Source organism: Micromonospora trifolii (genome assembly GCF_022229005.1).
GTDB lineage: Bacteria > Actinomycetota > Actinomycetes > Mycobacteriales > Micromonosporaceae > Micromonospora > Micromonospora trifolii.
Genome location: NZ_JAKKFD010000019.1, coordinates 64,711 through 80,447, shown reverse-complemented (window position 1 = coordinate 80,447; position 15,737 = coordinate 64,711). Strand labels below are relative to the sequence as shown.

General features: G+C 70.7%; 14 protein-coding genes. 6 read left to right on the top strand and 8 right to left on the bottom strand.

All coding sequences use genetic code 11. The features are described 5' to 3' along the window. From NIE79_RS12555 to NIE79_RS12545, 3 genes are read right to left on the bottom strand one after another with little or no spacing between them, the layout of a single operon-like run. Complete coding sequence (locus NIE79_RS12555) at nt 1-660, bottom strand: SAF domain-containing protein (protein WP_238678712.1); 660 nt, start codon at nt 658-660, stop codon at nt 1-3. Beyond that, entirely contained in the window at nt 657-1,592 is a 936-nt protein-coding gene (locus tag NIE79_RS12550; protein WP_238678711.1) for a hypothetical protein, read from the bottom strand. The genes NIE79_RS12555 and NIE79_RS12550 overlap by 4 nt, the downstream gene beginning before the upstream one ends. After that, complete coding sequence (locus tag NIE79_RS12545; protein ID WP_274524011.1) at nt 1,586-2,095, bottom strand: hypothetical protein; 510 nt, start codon at nt 2,093-2,095, stop codon at nt 1,586-1,588. Before NIE79_RS12545 ends, NIE79_RS12550 begins: the two co-directional genes overlap by 7 nt. Nucleotides 2,096-2,943: 848 nt before the next feature. On the opposite strand from NIE79_RS12545, the gene NIE79_RS12540 reads away from it, so the two are divergent. After that, complete coding sequence (locus NIE79_RS12540) at nt 2,944-3,621, top strand: prepilin peptidase (RefSeq protein ID WP_238678786.1); 678 nt, start codon at nt 2,944-2,946, stop codon at nt 3,619-3,621. Nucleotides 3,622-3,852: 231 nt separating this feature from the next. Here the strand turns inward: NIE79_RS12540 and NIE79_RS12535 are convergent, their stop codons facing one another. Then, complete coding sequence (locus tag NIE79_RS12535; protein ID WP_238678709.1) at nt 3,853-4,482, bottom strand: phosphatase PAP2 family protein; 630 nt, start codon at nt 4,480-4,482, stop codon at nt 3,853-3,855. A gap of 239 nt (nt 4,483-4,721) precedes the next feature. Between NIE79_RS12535 and NIE79_RS12530 the strand changes: the two genes are divergently transcribed. Beyond that, a complete protein-coding gene (locus tag NIE79_RS12530) occupies nt 4,722-7,052 on the top strand; it encodes a glycoside hydrolase family 65 protein (protein ID WP_238678785.1) in 2,331 nt (776 codons plus the stop codon). A 13-nt stretch (nt 7,053-7,065) separates the two neighbouring features. Here the strand turns inward: NIE79_RS12530 and NIE79_RS12525 are convergent, their stop codons facing one another. Beyond that, nucleotides 7,066-7,530, bottom strand: coding sequence for a DUF8243 domain-containing protein (locus NIE79_RS12525; RefSeq protein ID WP_238678708.1), 465 nt, complete (start codon nt 7,528-7,530; stop codon nt 7,066-7,068). Nucleotides 7,531-7,739: 209 nt separating this feature from the next. Between NIE79_RS12525 and NIE79_RS12520 the strand changes: the two genes are divergently transcribed. Continuing rightward, nucleotides 7,740-8,900 carry a low temperature requirement protein A gene (locus NIE79_RS12520; RefSeq protein WP_238678707.1) on the top strand — a complete coding sequence of 387 codons (1,161 nt, stop codon included), beginning with the start codon at nt 7,740-7,742 and terminating at the stop codon, nt 8,898-8,900. A gap of 27 nt (nt 8,901-8,927) precedes the next feature. Continuing rightward, nucleotides 8,928-9,824 (top strand): helix-turn-helix domain-containing GNAT family N-acetyltransferase, encoded by an 897-nt coding sequence (locus NIE79_RS12515; RefSeq protein WP_238678706.1) that lies wholly within the window; start codon nt 8,928-8,930, stop codon nt 9,822-9,824. 30 nt (nt 9,825-9,854) lie between these two features. On the opposite strand, the gene NIE79_RS12510 is transcribed toward NIE79_RS12515, so the two are convergent. Together NIE79_RS12510 and NIE79_RS12505 are read right to left on the bottom strand one after the other, a co-directional pair. Beyond that, the gene (locus tag NIE79_RS12510; protein WP_238678705.1) at nt 9,855-11,036 is read right to left on the bottom strand and encodes a low temperature requirement protein A; all 1,182 of its coding nucleotides are present in this window, start codon (nt 11,034-11,036) and stop codon (nt 9,855-9,857) included. A gap of 72 nt (nt 11,037-11,108) precedes the next feature. Then, nucleotides 11,109-11,990: a LysR family transcriptional regulator gene (locus tag NIE79_RS12505; protein ID WP_238678704.1), complete on the bottom strand. Its 882-nt coding sequence runs from the start codon at nt 11,988-11,990 to the stop codon at nt 11,109-11,111. Between the two features lie 137 nt (nt 11,991-12,127). On the opposite strand from NIE79_RS12505, the gene NIE79_RS12500 reads away from it, so the two are divergent. Together NIE79_RS12500 and NIE79_RS12495 are read left to right on the top strand one after the other, a co-directional pair. Then, complete coding sequence (locus tag NIE79_RS12500; RefSeq protein WP_238678703.1) at nt 12,128-12,739, top strand: dihydrofolate reductase family protein; 612 nt, start codon at nt 12,128-12,130, stop codon at nt 12,737-12,739. Beyond that, the gene (locus tag NIE79_RS12495; RefSeq protein WP_238678702.1) at nt 12,736-13,683 is read left to right on the top strand and encodes a GNAT family N-acetyltransferase; all 948 of its coding nucleotides are present in this window, start codon (nt 12,736-12,738) and stop codon (nt 13,681-13,683) included. Before NIE79_RS12500 ends, NIE79_RS12495 begins: the two co-directional genes overlap by 4 nt. An 86-nt stretch (nt 13,684-13,769) precedes the next feature. Here NIE79_RS12495 and NIE79_RS12490 read toward each other — a convergent pair whose 3' ends face one another. Continuing rightward, entirely contained in the window at nt 13,770-15,677 is a 1,908-nt protein-coding gene (locus tag NIE79_RS12490; RefSeq protein WP_238678701.1) for an ABC transporter permease, read from the bottom strand. Between the last annotated feature and the right edge of the window lie 60 nt (nt 15,678-15,737).

The following is a 15,737-nucleotide window of genomic DNA, read 5'->3' as shown; positions in this document are numbered from 1 at the left end:
TCAGGCCGCCTCGGTCAGCACTACCGCGAGCCGTTCCTGTGCGGCGAGCGCCACCACCGCGGGCACGTCACGGGTGAGCAACGCCAGGTACACGACCCTGTCGTCGTTGGCCGGGCTGACCATGTCGATGACGGTGGCCGCGAAGCGGGTGCCAGCGGCGGCCGTGTCCCCGTCGGCATCGTTGTCCGGAGTGCTGACCAGCAGGACCTTGTCTCCGGGGTGCAGTTCGCGGGCCGGCACCTGGGCGGTCTTCAGGCCGAGCGCGATCTGCTGCTGGCCGGGGCCGAGCAGCGGGTCGTCGGTGACCTGTCCCAGGGTGAGCAGCGTGCCCGGAAGCAGCGCGACGGCGGCCCGTTTTCCGACCACCTCGTCGAGCCGTGCGGCAGGCACCGGGCGCAACCCCTGACCGCCGGCGACCTGCACGGTGACCAGGTCGGCTGCGCTGATCTCCCGACCCACCTCCACCGGTCGGGCCACCGCCAGATAGCTGCCGGTGGCCCGTACCGAGGTGACCGCGAAGGCCGCGCCCAGCCCGCCCAGGGCGATCAGGAGGACGGCGAGACCGAGCAGCCCGGGACGGACCCGTCGCTGGCGGACCACTGTGGGCGGGTTGACGGGTGCGTCCACCGACGGGGTTCCGTTGCGCGTCGCGAGGCTCATCTGGTGACCACCTGGAGTTCGTTGATCCTGATCTGCACGATGCCGCTTCTCCGGGTCTGCGGGATCACCCGCCTCGTGGCGTCGCTGTTGGTCCACCAGTTCACCGTCCAGTGCGTGGTGGCGGTGACCTTGTAGGTGGCGGGTTTCGAGTAGCCGTCGTCGTAGCCGCAGTCCGGGGAGGTGGCACCCGCCCGCGCGCCATCGGCCTTGTACTCGGTGCCGGCGCCGTAGCAGGTGACTTTCTTGCCGTCGCCCATCTCCCAGACGATCCGGTCGACCTTCGCCTCGATGTAGACGGTCAGACCCCGGTCGGACTCGTCGGCGTACAGCGGGCCGAAGTAGTTCTTCCCCGCGGTTGCCCACATCCACACGGGCAGGCCGACCAGGCCCGGACCGATGTCCTTACGGGGGGCGACCTTCAGCCGCGCCGGCAGCAGCTTGATCGACGCCAGTGCGCGACGGGCCAACTCCTCGGGGTCCGGCGGCGCGCCGAAACCGGCCGGCGGATCGGCCAGCGACACCACCTCCTGGGCACCCAGGGAGCCGCCGTTGCAGGTTTGCAGGTACCACTGGTGACCCTCGGGCGCCTCGACCGGCCCCTCGGTCAGCTTGTAGTAGCACCCGTTGCCGTTGTTGAACCAGCCCAGGTCCTCGTCGTAGCAGGGGATGGTCCGCCCGTTCCACTGGCAGACGCCGCCACCGCCACCGCCACCGTCGTCCCCGCCCCCACCGTTGTCCCCGCCGCCCCCGGGATCACCGGGATTGCCTGGCTCGTCGTCCCAGACGCTGCAGTCGGGTTGGTCGGGCGGGCAGCCCGCTCCCGGGTCGGCCCGTAGGGCGGCGACGGCCGGCGGTGTCGCACCGATCACCAGCAGGAGCGTGAGGCCGATTCCGGTGAGCGCCCGTCGGGTTGTCGCGGCCCCGCTCAGCACGGCTGGTCCCGGTGCGTCGTGCCGTAGTTGATCAGCCAGCGGCCGTCGGGATAGCGGGTCGCGGTAGCGGTGGAGAGGTGTCTGCCGCCACCGCTGCCCGGGACCGAGCGCTTGTCCTTGGCGTAGACCAGCCGGTAGCCGGTCGTGTCCAGGCAGTCCTGGATCTCCACTGTGGCCGGCTTCGCGTCCAGGCTGACGGCGGTCACGGTCGGGTCGGACTTGAACGTCCCGGTACGCATCGCGCCGTGCTCCTTAGCCTCGCGAATGGAAACCCGGACCCGGGTCAAAAGTGGATCACCGAGGAACCGGGACAGTTCCGGCAAACGTGGATCACTGCGCAGGCCCGCAGTGCGCGAGGCCGCGAGATACCCGGAGTACGCGTCAAGTGCCGCCTTTTCGGCGGCGCGTCGTTCGACGTCGGAATCGGTCCGGGGCCCGTTGTCGCGAACTTCCGTCGGCCGTTCGACCGTTTCCCGTCCGCTGGCGCAGGCGGTGATCGGCATCGCCGCCACGCCCACCAGCAGGCAGATTGCCGCTCTTCTGAGCTGCCTTCCGCGCACCGTCGAGCCTCCTCGTGGTCGCCCGGGTCGGTGACGGTTCACCGCCGCCGGGCATACGGAAGCGCGCCCGGATCAGCACATCCGGAGCCGTTCATTGCGCTTCTGCATTCACCGTTACGGATCTTTTACAAATTCGGGGTCCTGTGTCGTCCGATGGTGAAGGTGAGGCTTGCGTCACACCCAAGGGGCGAGCATAGGCTGACGCTCGCCGATGCAACAGAGGCAATTCAAGCGAACACTCAGCGTGATGACAGGTGGTGGTGGCGGGTGTCCACACTGCGCCCCGGGCGGTGGGCGAGCGAACTGCCGTTATTGATGCGGCGTCGCCGGGCCGGATGGGTTCACCGGAGTTGCGTCACCGGTCGCGGGAGTGGGACATCGTGGTCTCATCCCGGCATTCGACCGACGTCGGCACCCTGTCGGCGGGCCGCCTCGTCCATCGCCACGCCTGACCCGGAAGCTGTCGAAAGCACCCGTGCGGGCCCCGGTCGGCAGGTCGCTTTCTGCGCCATCCGCTACACCGCAGCGATTGTTCAATCACGATCCGTGTTCGCCATCGCGGGCGAGCGTCTGGCCGCAATGGAGGCGACATGGCGCTGACCGGCCCCCCGGCCGCCATCCCCGGTCGGGAAGACCCACCCGATCGGCGCCCGGCACCCCCGCCGTCCGGTGATGCGACGGAACCGCAGGCAACGCCCTCTCCGCTGCGTGAACGACCGGCGGGCCACGTGCCGGCGGTGGGACGCACCCGATTCCCGGCAGTGTTCGCGATCCTCGCGATCAGCCCGCTGATGCGGTTGGCAGCGCTGCGCTACGCCGTACCCCCGGGTCTGCCCAGCCGGGCCGGCTGCGACGCCTGCGACGCGCCGGTCGGCCTGACCCGCCCCTGGCCGGCGCTGGGCCCGGCAGCCCGGTGTGGTCGGTGCCGCGCCCGGGTCGGCCCACCGCCGGCCACCGTCGAGCTGGCGGTGCTCGCGGCGGCGGTGCTGCTGACGTTCGCCGGTCCGCCGGGCGGGGCACTGCCGGCGCTGATCTGGTGGCTGGGCTGGACCATCCCGGCGATCCTCGTCGACCTGGCCGTGCACCGGTTGCCGGATCGGCTCACACTGCCCGCGGCGGCCGGCACCTGGCTGCTGCTCGGCGTGGCCGCGCTCGACGCCGACCCGGGGCACTGGCTGCGGGCCGTCCTCGGCGGCACCGGCCTGGCGCTGTTCTTCGCCAGCACCGCGGTGCTGCTCGGCCGCCGCGGCTTCGGGCTGGGCGACGCCAAGCTGGCGCTCAGCGTCGGTGCGCTGCTCGGCTGGTACGGCTGGCCGGTGCTGCTGTTCGGGCTGGTGCTCACGTTCGGGCTCTCCGCCCTGGTGAGTCTGGGCCTGCTGGCCACCCGCCGCGCCAACTGGAACACCCACCTGCCGTTCGGCCCGTTCCTGCTGCTCGGCACCACGGCCGCCCTCCTACTGGCGACCTGACCAGCCGCCTCGCCGCCTCGCCGGCCCCCGCCCGCCGCCCGCCAACCCCTTCGCCCCCGCCGGCCCGCCGCCGCCACCAAGATCGCGCTCGATCCAGGATCTAGTGGTGTCGGTCGCCATGGAGGCCACTACAACCAGGATCGAGCGCGATCTTGTCGGCGGGGCGAGCGACAGCCAGCAGCTGTGGGCGGGCGCCGCGGCGGGCGGCGAGGGGCGAGGGGGCGGCGGTGGTCAGGGGCGGGAGCGGCTGGCCAGTTTCGGGACCGGGCTGTCGGGGCGGTTGGCCCGGCGGCGGAGCACCTCGCCGGTCGGGCGGGCCAGCAACGGGGTGACCACCACGGCGACCAGGGCGCCGAACAGCACACCCGCGATCACGTCGTGCGGGTAGTGCACGCCCACGAAGACCCGGGAGAAGGCACCGAGCGCGGCCAGGGGCAGCGCGACCAGGCCGAGCCGGCGGGAGAGCAGCAACGTGGTGACCGCCAGCGCGCCAGCGATGGTGGCGTGGTTGCTGGGGAACGACCAGTCGCCCGGGGGTGGGCAGGCGCCCGCGATGATTTCCCGACCGATCGTGCGGCAGGGGCGATCCTGGTCCACCACGGTCTTGAGGAACTCGCTGCCCACGTACGCCAGGAGGGCCGGCACCGGCGCGATCAGGGCGAGTGCCCGGTCGTGCGGGCCGCCGGACCGGCGGCTCAGCGCGGCCATCACCAGCAGCGCGCCGAGTAGCAGAATCACCCCCTCGGTGGCGTGTCCGACGAACCACTGCACCGGCTCTGGGCTGCCGGCGGCGGCGTCGACGACGTCGCTGTACCACTCGGCGCTGATCTCCGGAACGTCAATGCTGCCGTTGTCGACCATGCATCACCTCACTTCACGTTCATACCCTGTTCACCTGGGGGACACCCTAGGAACGCGGCAGAGGGCACCGCTGCCGTCGAAGGTCGGGCGGCCCACCCGACCTTCGTCCAGGAACCGCACAGCCGGCTCTGGTTGGCTCTTGCAGAACGTCGACATCGACAGGAGGCTTCGTGCAGACCGGTTCGGCCACCGATCAACAGCAGTCCACCGCCGCTACGGCGGACGACGAAACCTGGCGGATGCGGCGCACGACGGCGGACCTGGACCGGCTCGGCGAGACCGAGTCGATCTTCGCGTTGAGCAACGGGTGGATCGGCTGGCGCGGGGTGCTCGACGAGGGTGCCCCGTGCGGGATGCCGGGCAGTTACGTCAGTGGCTTCCACGAGCGGCGCGAGCTGAGCTATCCCGAGGAGGGGTACGCGTTTCCGCCGGCCAGCGACACCGTCATCAGCGCACCGAACGCCGCGCTGATCCGGCTCTGGGTCGACGACGAGCCGTTGGATCTCCGGACCGGGACGCTGCGCAGCCACGAACGGGTGCTCGACCTGCGTACCGGCGTGCTGCGCCGGGAGACCGAGTGGATTTCACCGGCCGGGCGGGGCGTACGCATCCGCAGCACCCGGTTGGTGTCCCTGCCGCGTCGCCCGGTGGCCGCCGTCCGGTACGAGGTCGAGCCGTTGGACGCCGCCGTCGAGCTACGGGTCTGCTCGGATCTGCTGGCCAACGAGAAGGTGCCGGAGCGTTCGGACGACCCTCGGGCCGCCTCGGTTCCCACCGACCCGCTGACCGCCGAGACGTACCGTGCGACCGGCCTCGACGGCGTGCTGGTGCACCAAACCGAGCGCAGCGGCCAGCGTGTCGCGGTCGCGGTCAGTCACCTGGTGGAGGGGCCGGGCACGGTGACCACCACCGGTGACTGCACCCCGGACCGGGTGCGGCTGACCGCGACGGGTCGCCTGCGCCGGGGGGAGCAGTTGCGGCTGACGAAGTTCGCCGCCTACGAGTGGGCGGCGATCGACGCGACGCCCGCCGACGAGTTGGCCACCCTGGTCGCCGCCGAGGCGGACGCGGCGCGCGCGGACGGGTTCGACGCCCTGCTCACCGACCAGCGCGCCGCCCTGGACGCGGCCTGGCAGGTCGCCGACGTGCAGCTCGACGGCGACCCGGAGCTTCAGCAGGCCGTTCGGTTCGCGATGTTCCACCTGATCCAGGCCGGTCGCCCGGACTCCGACCGGACCATCTCGGCCAAGGGGTTGACCGGCAACGGCTACGACGGGCACGTCCTCTGGGACACCGAGAGTTACGTCCTGCCGGTGCTCACCTACCTGGCCCCGGCGGTGGCGCGCTCGGCGTTGAGGTGGCGGCACGCCCACCTGCCCGAGGCGCGGGAGCGGGCCGCCGAGCTGCGGTTGACCGGCGCGACCTTCCCGTGGCGCACCATCGGTGGCCGGGAAAGCTCCGGCTACTGGCCGGCGGGCACCGCCGCGCTGCACGTCAACGCCGACATCGCCGACGCGGTGCTGCGCTACCTGGCTGCTACCGACGACCAGGGGTTCCTGGCCGAGGCGGGGCTGGAACTGCTGGTGGAGACCGCCCGGCTCTGGCACGGCTTCGGCCACTGGTCGGGCGAGGGCGACTTCCACCTGCACGGGGTGACCGGCCCGGACGAGTACGCGGCGCTGGTCGACGACAACGTCTTCACCAACCTGATGGCGAAGCGCAACCTGCGCGGCGCCGCGGACGCCGCCGAGGGGCATCCCGAGTTGGCGGACCGGCTCGGCGTGGACCGCGACGAGGTGGCCGGCTGGCGGGCCGCCGCCGACGCGATGGCCGTCCCGTACGACAGCGAGCGTGGGGTGCACCAGCAGGCCGCCGGGTTCACCGAACAGCCCGAGTGGGACTTCGAGAACACCGGCGACGACGACTACCCCCTGCTGCTGCACTTCCCGTACCTGGAGCTGTACCGCAAGCAGGTGGTGAAGCAGGCCGATCTGGTGCTGGCCATGCAGCTCTGCCCCGGTGAGTTCACCGCCGACGAGAAGGCTCGCAACCTGGCCTACTACCAGGCCCGCACGGTCCGCGACTCGTCACTGTCGGCGGCCCCGCAGGCCGTGCTGGCCGCCGAGGTCGGGTACCTGGATCTGGCGTACGACCTGTTCGCCGAGTCGGTCCTCCAGGACCTGGCCGACCTGGGCGACAAGACCGCCGACGGGCTGCACCTGGCCTCGCTGGCCGGCGCGTGGCTGGCGCTGGTGCAGGGCTTCGGTGGGCTGCGCGACGACCGGCGGGTGCTCTCCTTCGACCCCCGGCTGCCACGCCGGATCGACCGGCTGGCGTTCAGCCTGCGCTGGCGCGGCCACCGGCTGCGGGTCACATTGACCCCGGCCGAGGCCCGCTACGAACTGCCCGACGCCGCCGCAGATGCCGAGGTCGAGCTGTGGCACCACGGCGAGTCGCTGCGGGTCACCGGCGCCGAACCGGCCGCCCGGCCGATGCCGCCGGTGCCCGATCCCGGTCCGGAACCGCCCTCCCCGCCCGGCCGCCGTCCCACCCGCCGCTCAGCCGACTGAGCCCGCTGCCGCCTCAGGTCGGTGCAAGACCGCCGGCCATCCGCTCGCGGATCGCCTCCAGTTCCTCGAAGGCGTACGCCCAGTTGTGGCACTTGAAGCTGCGCAGACCGTCGATCGCTGTGTGACAGTCGGAGCAGCGCACCCCGGCGATGGCATCCGGGATCTCGGTGTTGACGTACTTGCGCTCGCCCAGGATGACCGTGGCGATCATGGCCTTGTCGTGCAGGCCGGAGAGCGCCGACGAGACGATGTCGTACCAGGTGACCCGCCGGCGGCACTTCGGGCAGTCGGGTTCGTCGCCGCTGACCCAGAGCGGGGCGCCGATGCTGCGCGCCGGCATGCCCAACAGTTTCTCCAGCCGCCGGACGTCCGACTCGGGGGTGGTCCAGCGGTGCCGGCCGGGCAGTGATGCGGGCGAGTCGTACACGGCGCGGAACAGGTCATGATCGACCTGCACGGTCTCGCGCTGAGCGGTCATCGGCGTCCCTCCTCGTTGAGTCGGTGCCCCCACCGTGGTCAGCGGTGACCATGGGCGCAGCCGGATCAACGACACGAGGGGTCAGCGGGTCGTCGCCGCGGGTGCTAGACATCGAGTTTCGCTCCCGCCGCTGACCCCGCTTTCGCCTCCGGTGGCCGGCCTCGGGTGGTACGACGGACGCAGGGCGTGCGCCGGCGGGAGGAGCGCCGATGGCGAGCAGACCCGAACGGCTGCTGCGGGGCGACGACTCGCCGCTGAGCGCCTCGTTCCTGGAGCTGTTCTTCGACCTGGCGTTCGTGCTCGCCCTCAGTCAGCTGGCCGCCCACCTGCTGCACGACCTCAGTCTGGGCGGCGCGCTGCACACCGCTCTGCTGTTGACCGGGGTCTGGTGGATCTGGGTGACCACCACCTGGTTCGCCGACTGGTACGACCCGGAGAGCCCGGCGGTGCGCTGGCTGCTGGTCGGTTCCGCGCTCGGCAGCCTGCTGGCCGGGGTGGCGATCCCGCGGGCGTTGGACGGGCGGGGCCTGCTCTTCGCCGGCGCGTACGCCTCGGTGCACATCGCCCGGGGCGTGGTCACCGCCCTGGCGCTACGCGGCCACCCGCGGCAGAGCCGGGCGCTGCGCATCCTCTGCTGGTTCAGCGTCTCGGCGGTACCGTGGTTGGCCGGTGGGTTCCTGCCGGAGTGGCGGGTGCCGCTCTGGCTGCTCGCCCTCGCCATCGATCTCACCGGCCCACGACTCGGCTGGCCCACTCCACTGATGGGTCGGACCGGGCCGCAGGAGCTGCATCTTGCCGGTGAGCACTTCGCCGAGCGGTACCAACAAATCATGATCATTGCGCTCGGCGAACTCGTCCTGGTGGCCGGCCTCTCGTACGCCGAAAGCGACCTCGCCCTCCCGCAGACCGCCGCGTTCCTGCTGGTCTTCGCCGCCGCGGTGCTGATCGGTCTGCTCTACGTCACGCCCGCCGGCCAGCGGCTCGGCCCGGCCATCGAGCACGCCGACCCGTCCCGACTCGGGGTCATCACCGGATACCTGCACCTGGTGATGATCGCCGGGTTGGTGGTCACCGCCGTCGGCGCCGAACTGAGCATCGCCCACCCGCTGCAGACTGGTGACCGCACTGCGGTCCTGGTCATCCTGAGCGGCCCGTTGCTGTTCCTCGTCGGGCGGATCCTCTTCTCGGCGGCGATCCACCGACGACTCTCCTGGCCCCGGGTCGCCGCCCTGGTGGTGCTGATCGGTGCGGCGGTGGTCGTGCGGCTGCCGCTGTTGGCGGTCAGCGCGGTCGCCACGGGGGTGGTGCTCGCGGTGGTCGTCCTGGACCACGCCGGCATCCGGTCCTACCGCCACCGATCTGGCGCATAGTCAAGAAGCCTGACTAAAGTCAGGTATATGGAATCGGCTCTCATCGCCGCTGTGCGGCGGTTCAACCGGACGGTCACCCAACGGGTGGGCGCGCTCGACGACGAGTACATGGCCCAGGGGCGCCCGCTGGGGCAGGCGCGGCTGCTCTGGGAGATCGGCCCCGCCGGTGCCGAGGTCGCCGCGCTACGGGCCCGGCTCGGCCTGGACTCCGGACACCTCAGCCGACTCCTGCGCACCCTGGAGAACGACGGCCTCATCGCCGTCGGGCCAGCCGACCAGACCGGCGCCGACGGCCGGGTACGCGTCGCCACGCTCACCGACGCCGGCCGGGCCCAGTGGGCCGACCTCGACCAGCGGTCGGACGATCTCGCCGCCTCGATCCTCGAACCGCTGACCGATCACCGCCGCGAACGACTCGTCGCCGCCATGGCCGAGGTCGAACGGCTGCTCATGGGCTCGATGGTCGTCATCGAGCCGTGCCCGCCGAGCGACCCGCGAGCCCGCGCGTGCCTGCGGGCCTACGTCCGCGACATCGCACGACGGTTCGACGGCGGGTTCGACCCCGCACTGAGCAAACCGCTCCCCGACGAAGCCCTCGTCCCGCCCAACGGGGTGCTTCTGCTCGCCACCCTCAACAGCGAACCGATCGGCTGCGGCGCCGTCAAACTCCACAGCGACGCGCCCGCCGAGATCAAACGCGTGTGGGTGGCCGACACCGTACGCGGGCTCGGCGTCGGGCGGCGGCTGCTGGGCGAGCTGGAACGGTACGCCGCCGAGCGCGGTGCGACAGCGGTCCGGCTGGACACCAACCGCAACCTCACCGAGGCGATCGCCCTGTACCGGGCGACCGGTTACCGGGAGATCGAGGCATACAACACCGAGCACTACGCCCACCACTGGTTCGAGAAACAGCTGCGACGGTGACGAAATCTGGTCCGACGTGGTCCTGTCCGGCTATCCAGGCGGCGACGGTGGCTCAGGTGGGCGGCCCCGCGTGCGGGCGGCGTCCGAGATGGCGACCCCGGCCAGGACCGCGGCGGCGGCGAGGGCGGCCACGATCGGCGGCACGAGGAGCATCAACGGCGTCAAGGCGGCCAGGGCGAGCAGCCCGATCGGCCGGTCCCGGGAGACCCGGCTGAAGACCACGTACTCGAAGCGGGAGCGCCCGGCCAGGAACAGCGCCGGCCCGCCGAGGATGATCGCGATCCAGGCCGGTTCAGGATGTCCGGACGGATGGGCGATGACGAGTTCGGCGCCGACCGCCGCGACGACGACACCGGCCACCATGACCAGATGGGCGTAGAACGCCGACAGTCCGAGGCGGGCCGGATCGCGGGAGTTGGCGATGGCTGACGCCGACAACTCCCCGGCACGGTAGATGTAGATGCGCCAGAGCAGCACAGTGGCGGCGATCGACACCAGAAACGCCGTGGTCCGGTCGGGTGCGAAGCCGCTGCCGCCAAGGGTCGACGCGGAGACCAGGATCATCTCGCCCAGCGCGATGATGAAGAACTGTCGGTGACGCTCGGCCAGGTGTTCGGCGGCGCTCGGCAACTCTGAGGGCGGTGAGCGGCCCAGGCCGGGTGTCAGGTAGCGGAGTTTTCCCGCCAGATAGTCGATGGCCACCGCCAGCACCCACAGCGCCTCCCGGGCGGTGCCGTGCGCCAGTGCCCCCGCGATCCACGGCACAGCGGACGCGCAGAACCAGACGACCACCCGCAGGGCGCCGCGCTGCAATTCGTGGCCCCGCAGGGCGATGAGAAGGCCGATGCTGCGGCCGACCTGGACGACGACGTACGCGCCCGCGAAGACCAGGCCCTGCACTCCGAATGCCTCCGGTAGCGCGACGGCCATCAGCAGACTGCCTACCAGAGTCGCGATCACCAGCAGTTGGATCGTCGGCCGCTGCGGGTCGAAGCGGTCCGGGACCGTCGCCGTGCTGCACCAGACCCACCACACCGCCAGGAGCAGCACCAGCGTGTGGAAGGTGCCACGCCAGGTGAGGTCCTGGCTGAGCACCCGCCCGAGTTGGGTGAGCACGTAGACGAACGCCAGGTCGAAGAAGAGCTCCAGGAAGGTGGCCCGTTGCGGATCCCCGGGCTTCCGCAGCAGCTTGCCCGCACCACTCGTCGTCATCGGCTCGCCCGTCCTGTGGGTTATGCGCGCTCTGCGGCATTCGTACCACGTGGCAGGGGTGAGTCAGCCGGGCTACTCGATGGAGCTGAGGTGGTGAGCGGCGCTGGCGAACGACCGGATGAGTTCCGTCTCGCTGCCGGTCCGCCAGATCAGCCCCCACCGGCCCGGCGGGGCGTCGTGGATGGGCACGTAGGCGATGTCCGGCCGCGCGTAGTAGCGGGCCGCCTGGGCGTGCACCGGCGAGACGGCTTCGCCAGTGACGAGGATCGGGATCATCTCCTGGAAGTTGGAGACCGACGGGCCGATCGGGATCAACCGTCCGCTGGGCGTGCGTACGGGCACCAGGATCTCCCGCCAGTAGTCCGGCCGGGCCCCGCCCATGACCGTCTCGTCCGCCAGGTCCTCGTAGGAGACCGACTCCCGGCCGGCCAGCCGGTGGGTCGCCCCGACGGCCAGCACGATGGGTTCGGTGTAGATCACCGGGCCGACGGTGAGGTCCGGCTCCTTGACGGGCAGCCACACGATCTGCACGTCGATGTCGCCGGCGCGCAGTTGACCGAAGGGGTCGCCGAAGTCGACATGCCGCAGCTGCACCTCGCACTCGGGGTGATCCTTCGCGAACCCGTCGAACAACTCGCGGAAGTCGTGGAGGTTGACGGCGATCGACCCGACCCGCAGCACCCCGGTCTTGCCGCGGGCGGCGAGCCTGGCCCGGTCCATTCCCTCGTGCAGACCGCGGTACATGGGCTGAATGTCGTCGAAGAGCCGTTGGCCGATCGGTGTGAGTGCCACCTGCCTGTTGTTCCGCTCGAACAGCGCGGCGCCGATCCGACGTTCCTGCTTCTTGATCGCCTGGCTGACCCGGGCCTGGGTCACGTGCAGCCGCTCGGCGGTGCGGGTGAAGTGCAGTTCCTCCGCCAGGGTCAGAAAGATCTCGATGTCGCGGAGTTCCATGTGCTGTTCCCGATCCACGCATTAGCGAAGGGTTATGGCACGTTACCAGTTGTGATCTTGTAGCCCGGTGCCGCGCCCGGCAGGCTGACGGACGTCGCCGCTGAACAGCATCCGGCACCCTGAACGAGGAGATCGTCGTGCGCAAGCTCGTGTATTACATCGCCGCCACCCTGGACGGCTTCATCGCCGGTCCCGACGGCGCCGACCCCACCGGCCCCGACGGCTTCTGGCCCATCCCGGACGACTACCTGCACCACCTCGTCAGCGAATATCCGGAGACCCTCCCCGGTCCGGCCCGGCAGGCGTTCGGCATCACCGACCAGGGCAGCCGGTTCGACACCGTGCTGGAAGGGCGCCACTCCTACGAGGTGGGCCTGAAGGCCGGCGTGACCGACGCCTACCCGCACCTGCGCCACCTGGTGTTCTCCCGCACGCTGGGCAGCAGCCCGGACCCGGCCGTCGAGGTCATCGGCCAAGACCCCATTGCCACGGTACGAGAGCTGAAGCGCCACGACGGCAGGGACGTCTGGGTGATCGGCGGCGGCGCGCTGGCCGGTGCCCTCTATCCCGAGATCGACCAGCTGATCATCAAGCTCGCCCCGTTGACCATTGGTGCCGGCATCCCCCTCTTCGGCCGCGACGCCGTCTTCGCACCACGCACCTGGCGCCTGACCGACCACACCGTCCTGGACAGTGGCGCTCTCTTCCTCACCTACACCCGCCCACAGGCCGGAAACGAGTCCGCATGAGCACGTCCCAGAACGACGTCACGATCCGTCCCATCACCGGGCCGGACGAGATCGCCCTGTTCAACCGCCTGCCGTACACCATCAACCACGAGCTCGACGACGACCTTGCCGACAAGCGCCGCCGACCGGAGTGGATGTGGGTGGCAGTGCGCGGCGACCGCCTGCTGGCCAGGGTCGCCTGGTGGGGCCGTGGCGACGACGCCGCTCCGCTGCTGCTGGACATCCTCGACGTCGACGACACCGCCGAGGACCTGACCGAGATGGCGCAGGCGTTGTACGAGACCGCCGCGAAGCAGGTCCTGGCACCCGGCGCGGTCCCTCCCGAATACGGCCGCTTCATCCCGGCGGACTGGCGCGACAACCCGGACACGTACCGGGCGGTGCGTACCAGGATGGGCGTCCTCGAGAGCACCGGCGCCCGCCTGACTGTCGAACGCCTACGCCTGGAGTGGCGCCCCGCGGCCGGCCTGCCCATGCCGGACCAGCGACTGGCCTTCCGCCCGGCCCTGGACACCGACGAGTTGGTCGCGCTGATGACCCGCGCACTGGACGGGACCCTGGACGCGCACAGCCGTACCGACCTGGCGCAGATGTCGCCCCACGAGGCCGCGCTCAAGCACTACGAGCAGGAACTCGCCACCTACTCCAGCCCTCGCGAGTGGTGGCGCATCGGCACACTGGGCGAGAACGGCGAGCCCGTCGGGTTCGTCGTCCCGGCCCGTAACTCCTACCACCCGGTGATCGCCTACCTCGGCGTCGTCCCCGAACACCGGGGCCACGGGTACGTCGACGGCCTCCTCGCCGAAGGCACCCGAACCCTGGCCGCCGAGGACGTCCCACGCATCCGCGCGGCCACCGACCTGGGCAACGTACCCATGGCAAAGGCCTTCGCCCGCGCCGGTTACGTCAACTTCGAGCGGGCCATCAACATGGCCTGGCGCTGAGGGGCGGCGTGCCGTAGGGGAGCGTTTCGTGCGGGGCCGCTGGTGCCCGATCGGCACCAGCGGCCCGTCCGGTTCACCTCACGAACTCAGCCCTTGACCGCGCCCGCTGTGAGCCCTTCGGTCAGGAAGCGCTGCCCGAGGGCGTACATGATCACCACAGGGATGCTCACGAGCAGCGATGCCGCGGCGAGCTGCCCTTGCGGCACGACGTCTCCGGCGATCATCGATTGCATCCCCACCGGGAGCGTCTTGTACTCGTCCTTCGTGATGAATACGAAGGCGAAGAGGAACTCGTTCCAGGCGTTCGTCAGGGTGAAGAGCGCGACCGCCAGCAGACCTGGCTTGGCGAGGGGCAGCACCACCCGGCCGAACGCCTGGATGCGGCTGCAACCGTCGACCAGCGCGGCCTCCTCCAACTCGATGGGGATCGACGAGAAGTACCCCACCAACAGCCAGGTGGCGAACGGCAGCGTGAAGGTCGGGTACGTCACCACCAGGGACCACAACGAGTCGGTGAGCCGGGCGCCGATGAGCATCTGGTACAGCGGGATGAACAGCAGCGCACCCGGCATCACGTAGGTGAGCAGCACCGTGACGGTGAAGCCCTGCGCCCCGCGGAACCGCAGCCGGGCCAGCGCGTACCCCGCCAGGGCGGCGCAGACCAGTGCCACAGCTGTCGACGCCGCGGACACCAGCAGGGTGTTGAGGTACCAGCGGCCGAACGGCTGGTTGTCGAACAGGGCGCCGAACTGCTCAAGCGTCCACGGCGTCGGCCACAGGTCGTCGGTACGCATGACGACCTGGCCCTCGGACTTGAAGGCCGTGACGGCGATCCAGTACAACGGGCCCAGCACGAAGAACAGCAAGCCGGCCAGCGCGGCCCAGGAACCCAGGCCCGACACTACCGACGACGAACGGCGACCCCCTCGGGACTGAAGCGTCGAGACCACCCGGCCGACCCCCGCCGCGATCAGCAGGATCACACCGAGGACCACCGCCGCCTTCCAGAAGATCTGCGGTGATGCCCAGGCCAGCAGACCGGTGACCAGCGCGGCGACGACCCACGGCAGGGCCTTCCGCGCCGTTCCGGCCCACCGTTGTGTCCCGATCCACCGCGCTCTCCGGCGTGGCCGGGGCAGTTTGATGTTGGTGTCCTGGCGCAACAACCGGACCAGGACGAACACCAGCCCGCCGATGATCGGCAGCATGACGAGCGTGACCGCCGCGCCCGCGCCGTACTGGAGTTGCAGGATCGCCTTCGAGTAGGCGATGAGCACGTACGGCGCTGTCACGTCGCCCGGGCCGCCCTGCGTCAGCAACCAGACGAGGTCGAAGTTGTTGAACGTCCAGATCGACGACAGGGTCACCGTCACGGTGATCACGTGGCGCAGTCCGGGCAGCGTCACGTTCCTGAACCGCTGCCACGCCGAGGCGCCGTCGATGGTCGCCGCCTCGTAGAGGTCCGCCGGGATGGCCTTCAGTCCCGCCAGGAAACAGACGGTGAAGAACGGCACCCCCTTCCAGACGTTGACGAGGATCACCGACGGCATGGCCAGCGACGGGTCGGACAGCCAGCCCGCCGGCCAGCTGTCGACCAGGTGCGCGCTGGCCAGCAGCGGCCCGATCCCGGTAGCGGTGAGCAGCGTGTTGACACTGCCGAAGATCGGGTCGAGCAGCGCGCGCCAGCTGAACGCCGTCACCACCGTCGGCACCACCCACGGCACCAGGAGCAGCCCGGCGAGCACGGCCCGCCCGCGGCGTCGATGGTGCAGCAGCAGGGCCGCGGCCAACCCCAGCACGACCTTGAAGATCTCGGCGTACGCGGTGAAGACGAACGAGTTCACCACGCCCGTGTGGAACTGATCGTCGCTGACGAGCGCGAGATAGTTGTCCAGGCCGACGAACACGCTGTCCTGCCCGTGCCGTTCCGTGGTGCTGGTGATGATCGAACGGGCGATCGGCACGAGAACGAGCCCGCCGACCAGCACTGCCATCGGTGCCAGGAACAGTGCCGCCAGCCGCCAGTCACGACCCAGCCGCCGCTGGACCGCCGT

Coding starts and splice junctions, on each gene's coding strand:
- NIE79_RS12545 (WP_274524011.1), bottom strand. CDS start 2,095: ATGCCGATCACCGCCTGCGCCAGCGGACGGGAAACGGTCGAACGGCCG.
- NIE79_RS12490 (WP_238678701.1), bottom strand. CDS start 15,677: ATGGCAGTGCTGGTCGGCGGGCTCGTTCTCGTGCCGATCGCCCGTTCG.
- NIE79_RS12520 (WP_238678707.1), top strand. CDS start 7,740: ATGGCGAGCAGACCCGAACGGCTGCTGCGGGGCGACGACTCGCCGCTG.
- NIE79_RS12525 (WP_238678708.1), bottom strand. CDS start 7,530: ATGACCGCTCAGCGCGAGACCGTGCAGGTCGATCATGACCTGTTCCGC.
- NIE79_RS12495 (WP_238678702.1), top strand. CDS start 12,736: ATGAGCACGTCCCAGAACGACGTCACGATCCGTCCCATCACCGGGCCG.
- NIE79_RS12505 (WP_238678704.1), bottom strand. CDS start 11,990: ATGGAACTCCGCGACATCGAGATCTTTCTGACCCTGGCGGAGGAACTG.
- NIE79_RS12540 (WP_238678786.1), top strand. CDS start 2,944: ATGCGGTTGGCAGCGCTGCGCTACGCCGTACCCCCGGGTCTGCCCAGC.
- NIE79_RS12530 (WP_238678785.1), top strand. CDS start 4,722: ATGCGGCGCACGACGGCGGACCTGGACCGGCTCGGCGAGACCGAGTCG.
- NIE79_RS12555 (WP_238678712.1), bottom strand. CDS start 660: ATGAGCCTCGCGACGCGCAACGGAACCCCGTCGGTGGACGCACCCGTC.
- NIE79_RS12510 (WP_238678705.1), bottom strand. CDS start 11,036: ATGACGACGAGTGGTGCGGGCAAGCTGCTGCGGAAGCCCGGGGATCCG.
- NIE79_RS12515 (WP_238678706.1), top strand. CDS start 8,928: ATGGAATCGGCTCTCATCGCCGCTGTGCGGCGGTTCAACCGGACGGTC.
- NIE79_RS12535 (WP_238678709.1), bottom strand. CDS start 4,482: ATGGTCGACAACGGCAGCATTGACGTTCCGGAGATCAGCGCCGAGTGG.